This window comes from Streptomyces sp. SBT349, assembly GCF_001083795.1.
Lineage (GTDB): Bacteria > Actinomycetota > Actinomycetes > Streptomycetales > Streptomycetaceae > Streptomyces.
Genome location: NZ_LAVK01000010.1, coordinates 16581 through 32183 on the forward strand (window position 1 = coordinate 16581; position 15603 = coordinate 32183).

At 73.3% G+C, this 15603-nt stretch carries 13 protein-coding genes; 7 read left to right on the forward strand and 6 right to left on the reverse strand.

The genetic code is table 11. From position 1 onward, the window contains the following. Positions 1 to 25 precede the first annotated feature (25 nt). Both ADY01_RS02495 and ADY01_RS02500 read right to left on the reverse strand, forming a co-directional pair. Positions 26 to 943: an ArsR/SmtB family transcription factor gene (locus ADY01_RS02495; protein WP_107081612.1), complete on the reverse strand. Its 918-nt coding sequence runs from the start codon at positions 941 to 943 to the stop codon at positions 26 to 28. Positions 944 to 991: 48 nt separating this feature from the next. Then, the gene (locus ADY01_RS02500) at positions 992 to 1777 is read right to left on the reverse strand and encodes a hypothetical protein (protein ID WP_159000906.1); all 786 of its coding nucleotides are present in this window, start codon (positions 1775 to 1777) and stop codon (positions 992 to 994) included. A 178-nt stretch (positions 1778 to 1955) separates the two neighbouring features. Here ADY01_RS02500 and ADY01_RS02505 point away from each other — a divergent pair, with 178 nt between their 5' ends. Further along, the gene (locus tag ADY01_RS02505; protein WP_049564762.1) at positions 1956 to 2564 is read left to right on the forward strand and encodes a DUF402 domain-containing protein; all 609 of its coding nucleotides are present in this window, start codon (positions 1956 to 1958) and stop codon (positions 2562 to 2564) included. 26 nt (positions 2565 to 2590) lie between these two features. On the opposite strand, the gene pgk is transcribed toward ADY01_RS02505, so the two are convergent. Genes pgk through ADY01_RS02525 form a run of 4 tightly spaced genes read right to left on the reverse strand, consistent with a single transcriptional unit; the run spans position 2591 to position 8121 of the window. Beyond that, positions 2591 to 4990 (reverse strand): phosphoglycerate kinase, encoded by a 2400-nt coding sequence (gene pgk, locus ADY01_RS36485; protein WP_078899929.1) that lies wholly within the window; start codon positions 4988 to 4990, stop codon positions 2591 to 2593. 1 nt (position 4991) lies between these two features. Beyond that, positions 4992 to 6089 (reverse strand): N-acetyl-gamma-glutamyl-phosphate reductase, encoded by a 1098-nt coding sequence (gene argC, locus ADY01_RS02515; RefSeq protein ID WP_049564764.1) that lies wholly within the window; start codon positions 6087 to 6089, stop codon positions 4992 to 4994. After that, a complete protein-coding gene (locus ADY01_RS02520; RefSeq protein ID WP_049564826.1) occupies positions 6086 to 7168 on the reverse strand; it encodes a zinc-dependent alcohol dehydrogenase in 1083 nt (360 codons plus the stop codon). The genes argC and ADY01_RS02520 overlap by 4 nt, the downstream gene beginning before the upstream one ends. Positions 7169 to 7170: 2 nt before the next feature. Continuing rightward, positions 7171 to 8121, reverse strand: a complete 951-nt coding sequence (locus ADY01_RS02525; RefSeq protein WP_049564766.1) for a hydroxyacid dehydrogenase — start codon at positions 8119 to 8121, stop codon at positions 7171 to 7173. Positions 8122 to 8281: 160 nt separating this feature from the next. Here ADY01_RS02525 and ADY01_RS02530 point away from each other — a divergent pair, with 160 nt between their 5' ends. From ADY01_RS02530 to phzG, 6 genes are all read left to right on the forward strand, one after another. Beyond that, positions 8282 to 9142 carry an isocitrate lyase/phosphoenolpyruvate mutase family protein gene (locus ADY01_RS02530; RefSeq protein WP_049564768.1) on the forward strand — a complete coding sequence of 287 codons (861 nt, stop codon included), beginning with the start codon at positions 8282 to 8284 and terminating at the stop codon, positions 9140 to 9142. A 52-nt stretch (positions 9143 to 9194) separates the two neighbouring features. Then, positions 9195 to 9845 carry a thymidylate kinase gene (locus tag ADY01_RS02535; protein WP_049564771.1) on the forward strand — a complete coding sequence of 217 codons (651 nt, stop codon included), beginning with the start codon at positions 9195 to 9197 and terminating at the stop codon, positions 9843 to 9845. Then, on the forward strand, positions 9842 to 11857 hold the full coding sequence (locus ADY01_RS36490; protein WP_107081613.1) for an aminotransferase class V-fold PLP-dependent enzyme: 2016 nt from the start codon (positions 9842 to 9844) through the stop codon (positions 11855 to 11857). Before ADY01_RS02535 ends, ADY01_RS36490 begins: the two co-directional genes overlap by 4 nt. A 48-nt stretch (positions 11858 to 11905) precedes the next feature. Next, positions 11906 to 14134, forward strand: coding sequence for an FAD/NAD(P)-binding protein (locus ADY01_RS02545; RefSeq protein ID WP_234320025.1), 2229 nt, complete (start codon positions 11906 to 11908; stop codon positions 14132 to 14134). A gap of 4 nt (positions 14135 to 14138) precedes the next feature. Then, positions 14139 to 14861 carry a maleylpyruvate isomerase family mycothiol-dependent enzyme gene (locus ADY01_RS02550; RefSeq protein WP_049564776.1) on the forward strand — a complete coding sequence of 241 codons (723 nt, stop codon included), beginning with the start codon at positions 14139 to 14141 and terminating at the stop codon, positions 14859 to 14861. Between the two features lie 66 nt (positions 14862 to 14927). Beyond that, the gene (phzG, locus tag ADY01_RS02555) at positions 14928 to 15569 is read left to right on the forward strand and encodes a phenazine biosynthesis FMN-dependent oxidase PhzG (protein ID WP_049564778.1); all 642 of its coding nucleotides are present in this window, start codon (positions 14928 to 14930) and stop codon (positions 15567 to 15569) included. Positions 15570 to 15603: the final 34 nt, after the last annotated feature.

Genomic DNA, 15603 nt, shown 5'->3' on the forward strand with positions numbered 1-15603 from the left:
GACCCGGCGCCGGAACCGGACACGATCAGCCGTCCAGGACCGACAGCAGGGTGGCGCCGGAGTCGCCCAGCTCGTAGAGCACCCGGGGGCCCACTCGGTAGCGCCGTACGAGGCCGGCCGAGGAGAGCACGGAGAGGTGCTGTGAGACGGTGCTCGGGGCCAGCCCGACGGAGCCGGCCAGCCCGGTCGTGGTGGCGGGGGAGTGCAGCGCGCGCAGGACCGTCGCCCGGCCCCGTCCGAGCAGGATGGTCAGCCTGTCGCGCGGGCGCAGGGTGCCGGGCGTCTCTCCCGAGCCGTCCTCGTGGGTGCCGCCGAGCACCGCGGCGCCCCGCGCCTGATAGGAGAAGGCGGCTGTGCCGTGCCGGGTGGCGAACACCCGGGTGCCGCGCGCGAACAGCGTGGAGACGATGATCAAACGGCCGTCCCGCATCGGCCAGTCGAGATCCGCGCGGTGCGGCACGCTCAGCTCCGGACGCTCCCAGCAGATCCGGCCGCCCAGATCCTCCAGCATCGTGTCCGCCCCGCGGGTCACCAGGGTGCGTCCGCGGACCAGGATCTCCTCCTCCAGCACGCCGCGCATGGCGGGCCAGAACGGCGCGAGCGCGGCGTCCCAGTACTCGCCCATGAGGTGCGCGAACCGGTCGTGGCCGTCCGCGCGCAGCGCCGATAATTCCTCCTCGATGGCGGGGGAGGACTCGTCCGGAATCGGAGTGAGAGAGGACGACGGCGACGTCGCCCAGTGCGCGCGCACGGTGGTGGTCAATTCCTGGCGCAGGGCGGGCGATACCCGCTGGAGCGCTGCCGCGGCCCATTTCCGGTAGGGATAAGGGACCTCGCTCCGGTACCGCATGGTCAGTGCCAGGCTGGAAACCGCCTCCCACAAAGGGCTGATCGCGATGCGTACCCGTCCGAGAGTCAACTCGTCGAGATGTATCCGTATCATGCGGCCACCGGTGCGGCACCGGGCGAGGTCGAATCCCCCATGGGACCGTCAGACCTCGATCTTCAGGGCCAGGTCCTGGCAGAGCGTGAGGACCTCGTTGATCCACCTCGACGGGTCGTCCGGGTTGTATTCCCGCATCGTCTCCAGCTCCCAGTACCTGGCGAAGGACAGCGTCGCGGGACTGGTCTCCCGGAACCGGCGAGCCTGCCACTTGGGCGGCTCGCTTCCGTAGTTGCCCTGCTCCTCCAGCAGGGCGTCGACGGTGTGGTGCAGAGCGATCCTGGCCGAGAGCACCGCACTGTGCGGATCGCCGCCCTCCAGCTGGCCGAGCGAGTCCTCCACCGCCCGGTCCGCCTGGCCCAGCGACCGGGTCACCAGGATGGACCGGAACGCGGAGGCGCCGACCTCGGCGCGGCGGCGGGCCACCCAGTCCTCGCCGATCAGCGGCAGGCAGGTCGTCACGCGCTCCAGGAAGACCTCCTCCCTGACCGTGAGGGCGTCCCCGGAAGCGGCACGGGCCCGGTCGAAGGCGTCCCAGGAGATCTTGGCCAGCATCTGGTCGACCTGGTCGTCGAGCCAGTAGGCGAGGTCGCAGCCGCGGTTGTCGGCGAAGAACGTGTGCCACCCGACGGTGGCGGGGCGCAGCGGTACCGAGACGTCGATCATTTCCGGTCCCGACCAGGGTTCGCCGCTGACCAGGTAGATGTCGATATCGCTCTTCTCGTTGCCCCAGCCGCGAGCGGACGACCCGACGACGAAAGCCGCTTGGCAGGTGTCCGGCACCAACTGGCGGTCGTGGAGGATCTCCCGTACACGAGCTGTATCAATCTTCATCGACGACCTCCGTGGAAAAGGGAACATGCGGACTCTGTGGGACATGGCCAGCGTAACGACGCCCTTCCGCCGGCATGCAGCGATTCGTCCCGGGCCGAATACTCCTGTTTCTCCGGCCCGTTCCTCCCGCGGCGGCCAGGAAACCGGGACGCACGCGGCATGTGTACGCTGGCGCGCCATGACGTCACCCTTCCGTACCGGCGAAGTCGTCGTCAGGCGCGAGATCCTGGACGACCGTGAATGGCTGGTCTATCCCGTGCGGGTCGCGGCGGACGACGGGCGGGTGCTCGCCGTGTACCTGGCGCACGGCACCCCTCTCACCTTCGGGCGCGGCGACTTCCGCTGGGGACTTCATCCCTGGATCGCGTTCGAGCACCTCTGGCGTTCGAGCGGCGTCCTGCAACTCCAGCGACCGGGCGAGGGCTACGCGGTCTGGGCCCGGTGGGAGGAGGGCGCGCTGCGGGAGTGGTACGTGAACTTCCAGGCGCCGTTCGTCCGCACGGACCGCGGCTTCGACACGCTCGACCATGAACTGGATCTGATCATCCCCGGTGACGGGTCCCCGTACCGGTGGAAGGACGTCGACCACTTCGAGGAGCGCGTGCGCGCGGGCGGTTTCACGGCCGCGGAGGAGCGCGGCGTGCGGGCGGCGGCCTCCCGGGTGGTGGATCTGATCGAACGAGGCGCGTGCTGGTGGGAGCGGTGGCGCGAGTGGCGGGCACCCGCCGGCTGGGACGTTCCCGCGCCGGTCGCCCTGCGCCGGGACCCTCCGCTGACGATGCGCTGAGCGCGCGGCCGTGGGGCGCATGCGGCTCAGTACGACTCGGCGTAGAGGGTGTACAGCCGGTCCCGGCCGACCTGCCCCGCCGGGTCGTTGTCGAGGTTGCCCGTCACGCCCTCGACGAACCGGTCCAGGTCCTCCTTGCGCACCCCGCGGTCGCGCAGCCGGACCGGGAGGCCCGCCGACGCCAGGAGCCGGCCCACCGCCTCGTGGATCGTGGCGCCCCCCAGCAACTCGGCGACCTCGGCGAACGCCTCGGGCGCCAGGGGGGCGGTGTGCCGCAGCCAGCTCGGGTACAGGATCGCCAGCCCCGCGCCGTGCGAGAGGTCCACGCGGGGCACCGAGCCCATGGCCTGCTGGAGACGGTGCGGCAGGCAGGTGCTGACGTTGGCGACGTTCACCCCTCCGAGCAGCGCCGCCCGGGAGAGGGCGGCGCGCGTCCCGGGCGAGGTCTCGCCGCGGAGCGCCGCGGGCAGATGCCGGGCGATCAGCCCGATGGCCTGATGGGCCCGGGCCCTGCTCGCCGCGTCGGCGCGGGTGGCCACGCAGCCCTCGACCGCGTGGGCGAAGGCGTCGAACGCGCTCTCCGCGAGGAGCCCGCGCGGCAGGGACGCGATCAGGTCGGGGTCGACGACGGCGATCCGTGGGAAGAGGACGTCGCCGCGGATGCCGGCGCGGAAGCACCGCGCGGTGTCCGTCACGATCGCCCCCTTGGTGACCTCCGAGCCGCTGCCCGCCGTGGTCGGGACGGCCAGCAGGGGGAGCGCAGGCGCCCCCGGCTCCAGCGTCGTCCCGATGAGGTCGCGCACCGTGCCGTCCAGAGGGGCGGTGACGCACACGCCCTTGGCTGCGTCCAGCGCGCTGCCGCCGCCGAGGCCCACCACGAGGTCGCAGCCCTGGGAACGGGCCAGGGCGCCGGCCTCGTCCACCTCGTCGGAGGTCGGGTTGGCCGAGACCCGGTCGTAGACCGTGACGCGGACACCGGCGGACTCCAGGGACGCCACCATGCGGCCCAGATAGCCGTGGGCCCTCGCCGCTCTGCGGCCCGTCACCAGCAGGGCGTGGCCGCCGAGGGTCCGGGCGTGGCTCCCCGACCGGTCGAACGCGCCGTGCCCGAACTCCACGCGGGTGGGCACGGCCAGGTCCAACTCCATGCGTCCAGCTCCCTCGGTTGTGCGGCGGGTGGTGCGGCGGGTGGCGGGGCGAGTAGTGGAACGGGGGGCGGTGCCGGCGTTGGCCCGGAGCGCGTCCAGCACCGCGCATGTGCCGGTGGCGAGCAGTTCGAGCGCCGAACCGCCGCCGGTCGACACCGGCCCGCTCCAGGGGAGTTCGGACACGGTGTCGCCGCCGAGCAGCAGGGCCCGCCCGCCCGGGCCGGACAGCGCGGACAGCAGCGCCCCGGAGGATCTGGTGTGCCCGTCCAGGTACCGGGACGGCGTGCCGGCCAGCACGGCCCGGTCCACCCGGGCGAGGAGCTCCAGCGCCCACGGCTCCACGTCGAAGTCCACGACGGCGTGGTCCGCGGGGACCCCGTCGGTGACCGCGAACGGCCGGGCCTCGCCCGCGAGCTTCCCGTCGGCCAGGGGCGCCGCCCAGACCGTCCGGGGAAGGTGCAGCCGGCCCGGTCCGCGCTCACCGAGCACGGCGCGTGCGGCGTCGAGACAGGCGGCGGGCCTGCTGCCCAGGTCGGAGGCGCCCACCTGGTGACCGGCCGCGCGCAGCAGCGTGTTGAGGACGACGCCTCCGGGCACCACCAGGTCGCAGGTGCGCCTCGCGTGGACGAGCCCCACCAGGGTCTTCTCCGGCTTGCGGCCGCCGAGCACCGCCGCCCGGGTCGCCCCGTCGCCACGGTCGGCCCAGGGCGAGAGGAACCGCACCTCCGCCGCCAGGCTTCCGGCGGCGTGCCCCGGGAGCCTCCGCAGCAGGCCGGTGTTGGACGCGTGCGCACGGTGGGCCTTGGAGAAGCCGCCCACCGCGACCCGGTCGCCGAGCAGCGCGAAGGCACGCGCCAGCTCGTCGCTTCCCCGCTCCTCACCGGCATGGTGGCGGGTGTTGCCGAAGAGGGCGATGTCGCCCGGCCCGAGCTGCTCCGCCGCGTGCACCGCCGCGGCGGAGGCGTTCTCGGGGACGTAGGGGACCCGCCGGCCCAGCCGCCGGGACAGATGGGCGGCGACATGGGCCAGCGAGCCCGCGCTGCCGTCACGGTGGCTGCCCTGGTGGGAGAGGACGGCCACCCGGGCCCCCGCATCCGCGAGCCGCCGCAGGTCGGCCAGCTCGCTGTCGATCCGGCCCGTGCTGGTCAGGGCGGGATCCACGTTGAAGCCGGCCGAGTAGATCCAGCGCTCGCCCGCGGTGACCGCCCGTTCGTCCAGGAGCGGGACGCCCGCGAGCGGATCGCCGCGCCCGCCGCCGGAGTTCGTGTCGGGGGCCATGTCAGAGGCCGTAGCCGCGCAGGCCGGCGGTCTCGTCGAGGCCGAGCATGACGTTCATGTTCTGCACGGCGGAACCGGCGGCGCCCTTGACCAGGTTGTCGGTGACGGAGACCACCTTGGCGACACCGCGCCGGGCGTCGTAATCCACGCCGATATGGCAGAAGTTGGAGCCCGTCACACTGGTCGGGTTCGGATACCTGCGGTAGTCCTTGTCCGTGAGGCCGCCGAGCCGGGTCTCCGTGTTGATCCGGACGAAGAACTCGCCGTCCGCCCCGGCCCCGTAGCGGTCGGTGTAGCGGGTGAGGAGCCGCTCCCGGGAGAGGCCGGCGCGGAGCTCCTCCCGGATCCAGACGCTCGCCTGGAGGTGGATGCCGCGGGCGAACGGACCGTGCGCGGTGCTGAGATCGACGGTGACCGGCCTGCCGGCGAAGCCGGAGAGCCGCTCCTCCAGCTCGGGGGCGTGCCGGTGGCCTTGGAGGCTGTAGGGCAGCATCGCGCCGAACGCCTCCGCGTGCAGGATCTCGGTGCGCGGCGTGACCCCCGCGCCGGTCGTCCCGTTGACCGCGGCGATGTGCAGCGGCGCGGCGGGGTCCGCGAGGCCCGCGGAGAGCAGCGGTTCGAGGGCGAGCAGCGCGGTGATCACGTAGCAGCCCGGGTTGGCGACCAGCCGGGCCCCGGGCAGCAGCTTCCGGTGGAATTCGGTGACCCCGTACACCGCCTCGGGCAGCAGGTCGGGGGCGGTGTGCGGCCTGCCGTAGGCCAGTTCGTACGCCGCCGGGTCGGCGAACCGGAAGTCGGCGCTGAGGTCGATCACGCGGGCGCCGGCCGCGAGCAGCCCGGGGGCCCGGCGCATGGCCTCGCCCGACGGGGTGCACAGGAAGGCCACGTCCAGGTCGCCTGCGGCCGCCGTCACCTCGTCCACGTCGTGGAAGCGCAGCCCGGAGCCGAGCAGGTTGGGGTGCACCCGCTCGAAGGACTCCGCGCCGCGGGAGGTCGGCAGGACCTCGGCCACCGCGGGGTGGCCGAGCAGCAGGCGGCACAACTCCCCGCCGGTGTAGCCGGTCCCGCCGATGATCGCGGCCCGCATGCCGTTGCTCATCTCTTCCCCTCGTTCGCGAACTCGTCCGGATCGCTGGTCACATGCAGCATGATCTTGCCGGTGGAGACGTCGGGGCGGTCCATCAGACGCAGCGCCGCGTCCGCGTCCGCGAGCGGGAAGTGGTGGGTGACCATGGGCAGCACATCGAGGGTCCCGGCCGCGAGGAGGCCGATGACGTCGGCGAAGTCCCGGGGGGTGGACAGGGCCGAGCCGCGCACGGTCACCTCGCGTCCGACGAGGGTGTTGAGGTCGACCCGGGGCCGGTCCTCGAAGTAGCTCACGACCACGATGTCGCCCCCCGGCCGCACGGCGTGCAGCGCCTGGTCGGCGACGTCCGGGTAGCCGGCGGCGATCACCACGACGTCCGCCGGGCCGCCCAGGGCCTCCAGCGCGTCGCGCACCGGTGCGCCGTCGCGGGCGTCGGCGTAGCCGTCGGCGCCGAGTCCGCGGACGAGCTCACCCTTCTCCGGGCCGACGTCCACGCAGACCACCGTGTCGTAGCGGAGCTGCCGGGCGGCGAGGAGGCAGCTCAGCCCTATCGTGCCGGAGCCGAGGACGAGGGCCGTGCGGCCCGTGCCCGGCCCGGCCAGCCGCACCGCGTGCAGGCCGATGGAGAGCGGCTCCACGAGCGCACCGGCGACGGGATGCAGTCCGCTGGGCAGCCGGTGCGTCATATTGGGGCGCAGCGAGATCAGTTCGGCGAACGAGCCGGTCCAGCCCAGGTGGCTCAGGTTCAGCTTGGCGGTGCACAGATGCGGAGCGCCGCGTCCGCACGCGGAGCAGGCGCCGCAGTGCGAGAAGGCGGCCGAGCACACCAGGTCGCCCGGTGCGAAGCCGGTCACGCCGGCGCCGACGCTCTCGACGACCCCGGAGAACTCGTGGCCCAGCACGGCGGGTGCGGTCTTGTAGGGGTGGGCACCGCGGTAGGCGGCCAGGTCGGAGCCGCAGATCCCGGTCGCGGACACGCGCACGAGCAGCCGGCCCGGACCCGCCTCGGGGGCGTCCGTGCTGCGGTGGACGATGCTCCGGCGGTCGGTCAGGACGGCCGCGTTCATGGTCCTCGTGGACGTTCCCCGCATGGTCAGCACACCCTGTTCCTCGCCCGGCCTCCGGCCAGGGCGGTCCGGAGCTCCGCGGCCAGCAGCCGGCCGAGCCTGCGCTGAGCATCGGTCGTGGAGGCGCCGATGTGCGGGGTGAGCACGACGTTGTCCAGGTCCGCCAGCGCCGGGACGCCGGACTCCCGCGCGTGCACGTCCAGGGCGGCGCCGGCGAGCCTGCCGTCGGTCAGCGCGCGCAGCAGGGCCTCCTCGTCCACCACGCCGCCCCGGGAGACGTTGACGAGGTAGGAGCCGGTGGGCATGAGAGCCAGCTCCGCCGCGCCGATGAGGTGCCTGGTCCGTTCGGTCAGGGGGACCGCCAGGCAGACCACGTCCGCGCTCCGGAGCAGGTCGCCGAGGGGAAGCCGCTCGACGCCGTGGCCACGCAGCTCCTCGTCCCGCTCCGGGGAGGGCCGGTCGACCGCGGTGAGGACCCGCATGCCGAGCGCGCGGCCGACGCGCGCGATGTGCGAGCCGACCGGGCCGAAGCCGACGACGCCCAGGGCCCGGTTCTCCAGCTCCGGCCCCGCCAGCTGCGCCTTGTTCCACCGTCCCTCGCGGACCTGCCGGTCGGCGAGGGCGATGTTGCGGGTCACGGCGAGGACGAGGCCGAGGGCGAGTTCGGCCACCGCGGGCGCGGAGACGCCCGGCAGGTTGAACACCTGGACGCCGGACGCGCGGCAGGCCGGCAGGTCGATGTTGTCGGTCCCCGAGCCCGCCCTCGCCACCACGCGCAGCCGTCGTCCGGAGCGGATCACGTCGCCGGTGATCCGCACGCCGCTGCGCACCACGAGGGCGTCGGCCTCGACGGCCAGGGCGAGGAGCTCCTCGTGGCCGGGCCGCAGCCGCACCACGACCTCGTGGTCGTGCTCCAGGTCCGCCAGCGCCTCCGGGGACACCGGATCCAGTACGACGACACGTGCTCGGGTAGCCATGCGAGCGATAGTGCAGGCAGTTGCCAAACTTGGCAAGCATATGTCACTCGCGTTGACTTCGGTGACAGCACGCGGCTAGCTTCGAGTCGACCGGCCCACCTCGTCCGCGGGGTTGGGGGGTCAAGCGTGGTCAAGCACTGCCACCCCAGGAAGGCTGTCGATGCTTAAGCGCAGTTACCCCTCATTCCGCACCGTCCTCGGCAGGCACGACGTGGTCCGGCTGGCGGGCGCCCACCACGCGCTGAGCGGCGTCCTGGCGCAGGAGGCCGGCTTCGAGGCCGTGTGGTCGTCGAGCTTCGAGGTCTCCGCCGCGCGCTGCCTCCCCGACGCGAGCATCCTCACCATGACGGAGTTCCTGGAGGCGGCCGCGAACCTCCAGAAGGCCCTCGACATCCCCGTCGTCGTCGACTGCGACACCGGATACGGCGGCAACTACAACGTGGCGCACATGGTCCACGAGTTCGAGGGCGCCGGCATCACCGCGGTGTGCATGGAGGACAAGCTCTTCCCCAAGCTGAACAGCTTCGCGAACGGCAGCCAGGCCCTCCTTCCCATGACGGCCTTCGCGAGCAAGATCCAGACGGCCAAGGCGGTCCAGTCGACCGAGGACTTCTTCGTCATCGCCCGCACCGAGGCCCTGATCGCGGGCATGGAGATGGACGAGGCCGTCACCCGCTGCCAGGCCTACGCCGACGCCGGTGCCGACGCCGTGCTCATCCACTCCAAGCAGCCGACCAGGGACGAGGTGCTCACCTTCCTGGACCGGTGGGACGACCGCGTACCGGTGGTCATCGTCCCCACCACCTACCCGGACTGGCACATCGACGAGGTGTGCGCGGCCGGCGTCTCGGTGGTCATCTACGCCAACCACGGCATGCGCGCCACGCTGTCCGCGCTGCGCAAGACCTACCGGGCCATCTACGAGGCCGGCAACACCACGGCGCTGGAACCGGAGATCGCCTCGGTCCGCGACATCTTCGACCTCCAGCGGATGGCCGACTGGCAGAAGCTCGACGCGTGAGCCTCCCGCACGTGTGCAACCGACCGACCCGGACTTGAGAGAGCAGGGCCGCATGATCGTCTCACTGGTGGGGCCCGACGGGGCCGGCAAGTCGACCGTGTCCCGCCTCGCCACCGAGCGGCTGTCCGCCGGCGGCGTCCGGATCGAACGGGTGGACCGCTGGGACATCGTGGACAACCCGGCCTACCCGGCGACCCGTTTCATGAAGCCCGACGTCCCCGACACCCGGCTCTGCGTCGCCGAGATGCCGGGCACGACCCGGTTCCTCTTCCTGATGTGGTCCATCTCCCACGCGCTCATGGGCCGCGTCCCGCCGACGGAGCAGGCGGGCACCGTCACGCTGCTGGACGGCTACTGGATGAAGCACGCCGCCAGCGAGATCGTCTACGGGCTGGACCGCTCCTGGGCCGAGGGCGTCGTCTCCGCCCTCCCCCAGTCCGGGCGGGCCCTCTACCTGCGTCTGGAGCCGAAGCGGGCCTGGGAGCGGAAGGCCGGGAAGGACGTCGTCCCCTACGAGTGCGGGATGGACCCCGACTGCGCGCAGGTCAGCTTCGAGTCGCACCAGGGCCGCATCCTGGAGGTGCTCGACGACTGGGCCGAGCGGTTCGGGTGGCTGACCATCGAGGCCGACGCGCCCCTGGACGACGTGGTGCGCCGGGTCGTCTCGGAGATCTCCGGGCCGGCAGCGGCGGCGGAGCGGTGAGCGCGCCGGCCTCGGCCCCGCCCTCCGCGCGGCCGGGTGCGCCCCGCACCCTCGTCGTCAAGGTCGGCGGCAGCCTGGTCTCCGACAAGCGCACGGCCGACCACCTCGACACCGCGGCCGTCCGGCACTACGCGACGCTCGTCGCCGACCTGGTGCGCACCTTCCCCGGCCGGACGGTGTTCGTGGCCGGCGGCGGCGCCCTGGGACACGGAGCCGTCCGGGACCTGGACGCCGCCGACGGGTTCGCCGCCCTGGAGCTCACCCACGCGACGTTCGCCGTCAAATGGGCCTGGGCGACGGCCTTCCGCGAGGCCGGCATCCGGGCCATGCCGCTCCAGGTCGCGGCCATGTGCCGGGACCGCCCGGAGGGGACCGCCGCGGACCTGGGCGTCCTGCGGGGACTCCTGGCCGAGGACGTGCTGCCGGTGCTGTCCGGCGACTGCATTCTGAGCGCCGGTCCAAGGCTGCGGATCTACGGCAGCGACCACGTGCCGGGCATGATCCTCGACGAGGACCTGGCCCCCGTACGGATCGTGACCCTGACCGATGTCCCCGGCATCCTGACCGGCTCCGCCCCGGACAGCCCCGTGCTGCCCCACGTGAGCCCCGACGACCCGGCGGCCGCGCACGCCCTGGTGTGGGAGAGCGCTCCCTGGGACACCAGCGGCGCCATGCGCGGCAAGGTCGACGCGATGACGGCGCACGCCCGGCGCGGAGCCGAGTGCGTGATCACTCGCGGCGACCGCGACGCCACCTCGCTGCGCCACCTGTTCGCGCCGATGAGCAGCTGGCCCGCGGAGGTGCCGCACACCCTGATCTCCAGGACGCCTCCCGGCCGTTCCTTCCCGTCCCCCCGTCGACCCGCCTCTGAGGAGGTCTCCGGAGTGTCCGCCACGACGCCCCCGCCCGCCGCCGGCCGCTTGGTGCTGCTCAACCCGGGCCCGGTCAATGTCCACGAGGACGTGCGGGCCGCCCTGACCACGCCCGACCAGTGCCACCGCGAGCCCGAGGCCGCGGAGCTGATGACCCGGGTGCGGGAGAAGGCCACCCGCGTCAGCGGCGGCGACGCCACCTTCACCTCCGTCCTGTTCGCCGGGTCGGGAACCGCCGCCCTGGAAGCCGCCTTCTCCTCCGTCGTCCCCGCCGACGGCCGCATCCTGATCCTCGACAACGGCAACTACGGCGAACGGCTGTGGCGCATCGTCGAGGTGCACGGCATACCGCGCCGCCGGATGGAGTTCGGCTGGTGCAACCCGATCGACCCGGCCGCCGTCGGCCGCGTTCTCGCCGAGGATCCGGGCATCACCCACGTCGGTCTCGTCCACCACGAGACCAGCACCGGCATGCTCAACCCGCTGCGGGAGATCGGGGCCGTGGTCGCCGAGCACGGCCGGCAGTTCGCCGTCGACGCCATCAGCAGCCTCGGTTCGGAACGGCTCGATCTCCGGTCGGATCACATCGACTGGTGCGTCGGCACCGCCAACAAGTGCCTGGAGGGACTGCCCGGCGTCAGCTTCGTGACCGCTCCGCGGCACCGGCTGGAGGCGCTGGAGAACGTCCCCGCCCACACCTTCTACCTCGACCTCGGCGGCCACTTCCGCTCCCAGGACCGCCTGAACGCCCCCCTCTTCACGCCCGCCCTCCAGGTCATGAACGCGCTGGACAAGGCCCTGGACCGCGCGCTCGACGAAGGCGCCGAGGGACGCGGCGCCCGCTACGCCGCGCTCGCCGGGCAGCTCCGCGACGGCCTCGCGGAGCGGGGCGCCCGCTTCCTGCTGCCCGCCGCGCATCGCGCGAACTCCGTGACGAACGTGTACGTGCCCGACGGCATGACGTACGAGGACCTGCACGACGGCCTGAAGGCCGAGGGATACGTCATCTACTCCACCCAGGAACAGCTGAGGCACGTCTTCCGGGTCGCCAACATGGGGTGTCTCGACAGCGACGACATCGCGGGCTTCCTCGCCGCGTACGACCGCGTGGTCGCCAAGTACGCGGGCCGGGGCGCCTGACCGGGACGGACCGGAATGTCCTCACCACCGAGCAAGGAGGCTCAGCCCATGCGTTCCCACCGACTCGCTGTCGTCGGTGCCGGTCCCAGCTGCACCTACGTCCTGGAACGGCTCGCCGCGACGGTGACGGCGGCGGCCCGGCCGGTGCCGCTCGGCATCCATGTCTTCGACCGCTCCGGGCAGTTCGGCGCCGGGCAGGTGCACAGCACCGGCCAGCCGGTCACCAGCTACCTCAACCGTATCGTCGGCCAGGTGGCGTTCGCCGCCGACGAGACCGTGGTCGGCGCCGGCCCGCTGCTGCCGGAGCGGGACCGGCCCACCCTGCTCGAATGGTGCCGGGCCGAGTACGAGAGGACCGGGAACCCGGTCTTCGACCTGGCCGCCGAGGACTGGCCGAAGCGTTACGTCCACGGCCTGGCGCTCGCCGACCAGTTCCAGCGGTACGTCCGCATGCTGAGGGGCGTCCCCGGCGTGGAGGTCCACCTGCACCACGCGGAGGTCGCCGACCTGGAGGATCTGCCGGACGGCCGCCTCGGCGTCGTCGACGGCGACGGGCAGCGCGTCCTCGACGCCGACCAGGTCCTCCTGCTGACCGGGCACTCCTCCAACGACCCGGCCCGCTACCCGAGGCAGACCGCGTGGGCCCGCTTCGCCGGGAACCATCCGGCGGTCTTCATCCCCTCCGCCTACCCGCTGGAGGAGTCGCTGGAGCCCGGCCAGGCCGGCCCCGGCAGCACCGTGGGCTGCATCGGCATGGGGCTCACGGGGATCGACGTCATCCTGCACCTGTCCGAGGGCCGCGGCGGGGTCTTCGAGGAGCGGCCCGACGGCACCCTCGCCTACCGGCCCTCCGGCCGCGAACCCGACTCGATCGTCATGTTCAGCCGCGCCGGGCTCTTCACCTTCGCCCGCCCCTACAACGCCAAGGAACGCAACCCCCGGGAGCTGGAGCACCGGGGCGTCTTCCTCACCGAGGAGGCGGTGCGCCGGCTGCGCCGGTCCGCGGGCGCTCCCGTCACGATCGGCGGCTTCGAGCAGCGGCAGCTGGACTTCCGCGACCACGTCTTCCCCGTGATCGTGCTGGAGATGGCGTACCTCTACTACGCCACCCTGCTGGGCGGTGTCTTCGGCCGGCGCCTGGAGGCCGCCGCCCGGCCCGCGTACGAGGCGTTCCTCGCCGACGGCGGCCGCGGCGCCCCGTCCGACGCCTCCGTGCGCCGCCTGCTCGCCCCGCTGGAGGCCCTCGTCGACCAGGCCGCGGAGACGGTCGACCCCCTCCTCTCCGGGGAGTCGGACCTCGCCGCGGCCAAGGAGCGCGACGGCGACGCCGAATCGCTGGTGCGCCGCTTCCTGGAGGTGGTCTTCGGCACGGAGCGGGCCGCCGCCATCGCCACGCGGCTCGACGACCCCGCGGGGCTGGCCGACGCCGTGGCGGCCGAGGAGTCCCCCTGGCGGCACCCGAAGACCGTCGCCGCCCAGCGCTTCTCCTGGGAACGGTCGATCCGCCCGATCGACCGCGGCGCGTTCGCCGCACCCGAGGAGTACCGGGAGGCGATGCTCGACTTCCTCGACCTCGACCACCGCTGGGCCGCCCAGGACAACCTGACGAACCCGGCGAAGGCGGCCGCCGACGGAGTCTGGCGGGACCTGCGCGGCGTCCTCGCCGCCGCGGTCGACTTCGGCGGGCTGCACGCCGCGTCGCACCGCGACTTCCTCGACGTCTTCATGCGCCACCACAACAGGCTCTGCAACGGCGCCGCACTCGAAGTCATGGAGAAGATCCGCGCCTTGATCCGGTGCGGGCTCGTCGACGTCTCGGCCGGTCCCGGCGCGGACGTCACGCCGGACGAGCGGAGCGGGCGCTTCCTGGTGCGCGGCCCCGCCACCGGTGCCGTGCTGCCGGTCGACATCCTGGTGGACTCCCGGGTCCACCCCTTCGACGCCGAGAACGACATCCTGCCGCTCTACCCCAACCTGCTGCGACGTGGCCTCGTCCGGAAATGGCGCAACCCCGCGGCCGACGGGCCGGACCTGGCGCCGGGCGGCCTCGATCTCACCGAGGACTTCCATCCGGTGCGTGCCGACGGGGAGGTGGACCAGCGGCTCACGCTGCTCGGTCCGCCCAGCGAGGGCGTGATGTTCTTCCAGCTGGGCGCCCTGCGCCCCCAGCAGAACCATCACGTCATGCAGGATATTCTCCGCTGGATACGGGAGTTCTGGGCGCAGGAGGCGATGGCCGGCGGGGCCGTCGGCACGCCCGTCGGCAGGGGAGCGTGAGGGTTTGTCGAGCACGGCCACCACATCGGGTGAACTGCGCGCGCGGATCGGCGAGATCACGGACACCCACGCCCGGCTGCTCGCGGACGCCGCCGCGATCGACGACGCGGCGGCACGCGAGGCCACCGGGCTGCCGGGCTGGACCCGGGGGCACGTCCTGACCCACCTCGGCGACCTGGCCCGCGCCTTCGCCCGGCAGGCCCGACGCGCCCCCGAGGGCCGCCGCGTCGAGGTCTACGACGGCGGCCGTCCTGGCCGGGACGCCGCCATCGAGCGGGGCGCGCCGCGGCCCGCGGCGGCGCTCCGGGAGGCCCTGGAGGACGGGCTCACCCAGCTGGAGCGGGCCTGGGCCGAGCTCACGGAGGCGGACTGGAGCCTGCCCTGCGCCTACCGGGACTCCGACCTGCTGGCGACCCAGCTGTGCTGGTGGCGCGAGGTGCACATCCATTACGCCGACCTCGGCATCGGCTACCGCCCGGAGGACTGGAGCGATCCCCTCGGCCGGCATGTCATCGGCCACCTCCTGCCCCGGCTGCCCGCGGACCGCACCACCGTCCTGCTCGCCGCCGATACCGGCCGCCGCTGGGAGCACGGCACGGGCGCGCCGGTCACCGTTCAGGGCACCCAGAACGCCCTGGCCGCCTGGCTCGCCGGGCGCCGGGCCACCCGGCAGCCGGAGGCGCGCGAACCCGGCACCGCGCCACCGGAGCTCGGCCCCTGGCCCTGACCGGACCGCTCCGCCACCACCCTCACCCGACACGCCCCGACACGCCCCGACAAGGAGACGACCGGCATGCCCGCACAGGCACAGACGCTCAGCGGTGACACCAGCCTGGTGCTGCCCGAGTTCGACACGCCTCCCCAGGACCCGTACCCGCTGCTGACGTCCTGGCTGGAGTCGGCCGTGGAGCGCGGCATCCGGGAGCCGCACGCCGCCGTGCTGGCCACCTCGGACGGTTCGGGCCGGGTGTCGAGCCGCGTGCTCCTGGTCAAGGAGGCCGACGAGCGGGGCCTGGTGTTCACCAGCTCCCGGGGAAGCCGCAAGGGGCAGGACCTCGCCGTCGAGCCCTGGGCGTCGCTGACCTTCTACTGGCGCGAGACGCTCCAGCAGCTCACCGTGCAGGGGCCGGTGGAGACCCTGGCCGCCGAGGAGTCGGACGACCTGTTCGCCCGGCGGCCGCTCGCCGCCCAGGCGACCACGGCGGTCTCCCGGCAGAGCCGCACCCTCGATGACGAGGACGGCCTCAAGGCCCGCGCGGCCTCCCTGGCCGAGTCCGGCGGCCCGGTGTCCCGCCCCGAGGAGTGGACCGGCTACCGGCTGGTTCCGCAGGTCGTCGAGTTCTGGTACGGCAGCCCGGACCGGCTGCACCGGCGCCTGCGCTACGACCGGGGCTCGGACGCCGCTGCCTGGACCCACCGGAGGCTCCAGCCCTGACAGCCACGGCAGGCCGGGCTTCCGGAGGTGCTTG

Coding starts and splice junctions, on each gene's coding strand:
- ADY01_RS02495 (WP_107081612.1), bottom strand. CDS start 943: ATGATACGGATACATCTCGACGAGTTGACTCTCGGACGGGTACGCATC.
- ADY01_RS02500 (WP_159000906.1), bottom strand. CDS start 1,777: ATGAAGATTGATACAGCTCGTGTACGGGAGATCCTCCACGACCGCCAG.
- ADY01_RS02505 (WP_049564762.1), top strand. CDS start 1,956: ATGACGTCACCCTTCCGTACCGGCGAAGTCGTCGTCAGGCGCGAGATC.
- pgk (WP_078899929.1), bottom strand. CDS start 4,990: ATGGCCCCCGACACGAACTCCGGCGGCGGGCGCGGCGATCCGCTCGCG.
- argC (WP_049564764.1), bottom strand. CDS start 6,089: ATGAGCAACGGCATGCGGGCCGCGATCATCGGCGGGACCGGCTACACC.
- ADY01_RS02520 (WP_049564826.1), bottom strand. CDS start 7,168: ATGCGGGGAACGTCCACGAGGACCATGAACGCGGCCGTCCTGACCGAC.
- ADY01_RS02525 (WP_049564766.1), bottom strand. CDS start 8,121: ATGGCTACCCGAGCACGTGTCGTCGTACTGGATCCGGTGTCCCCGGAG.
- ADY01_RS02530 (WP_049564768.1), top strand. CDS start 8,282: ATGCTTAAGCGCAGTTACCCCTCATTCCGCACCGTCCTCGGCAGGCAC.
- ADY01_RS02535 (WP_049564771.1), top strand. CDS start 9,195: ATGATCGTCTCACTGGTGGGGCCCGACGGGGCCGGCAAGTCGACCGTG.
- ADY01_RS02545 (WP_234320025.1), top strand. CDS start 11,906: ATGCGTTCCCACCGACTCGCTGTCGTCGGTGCCGGTCCCAGCTGCACC.
- phzG (WP_049564778.1), top strand. CDS start 14,928: ATGCCCGCACAGGCACAGACGCTCAGCGGTGACACCAGCCTGGTGCTG.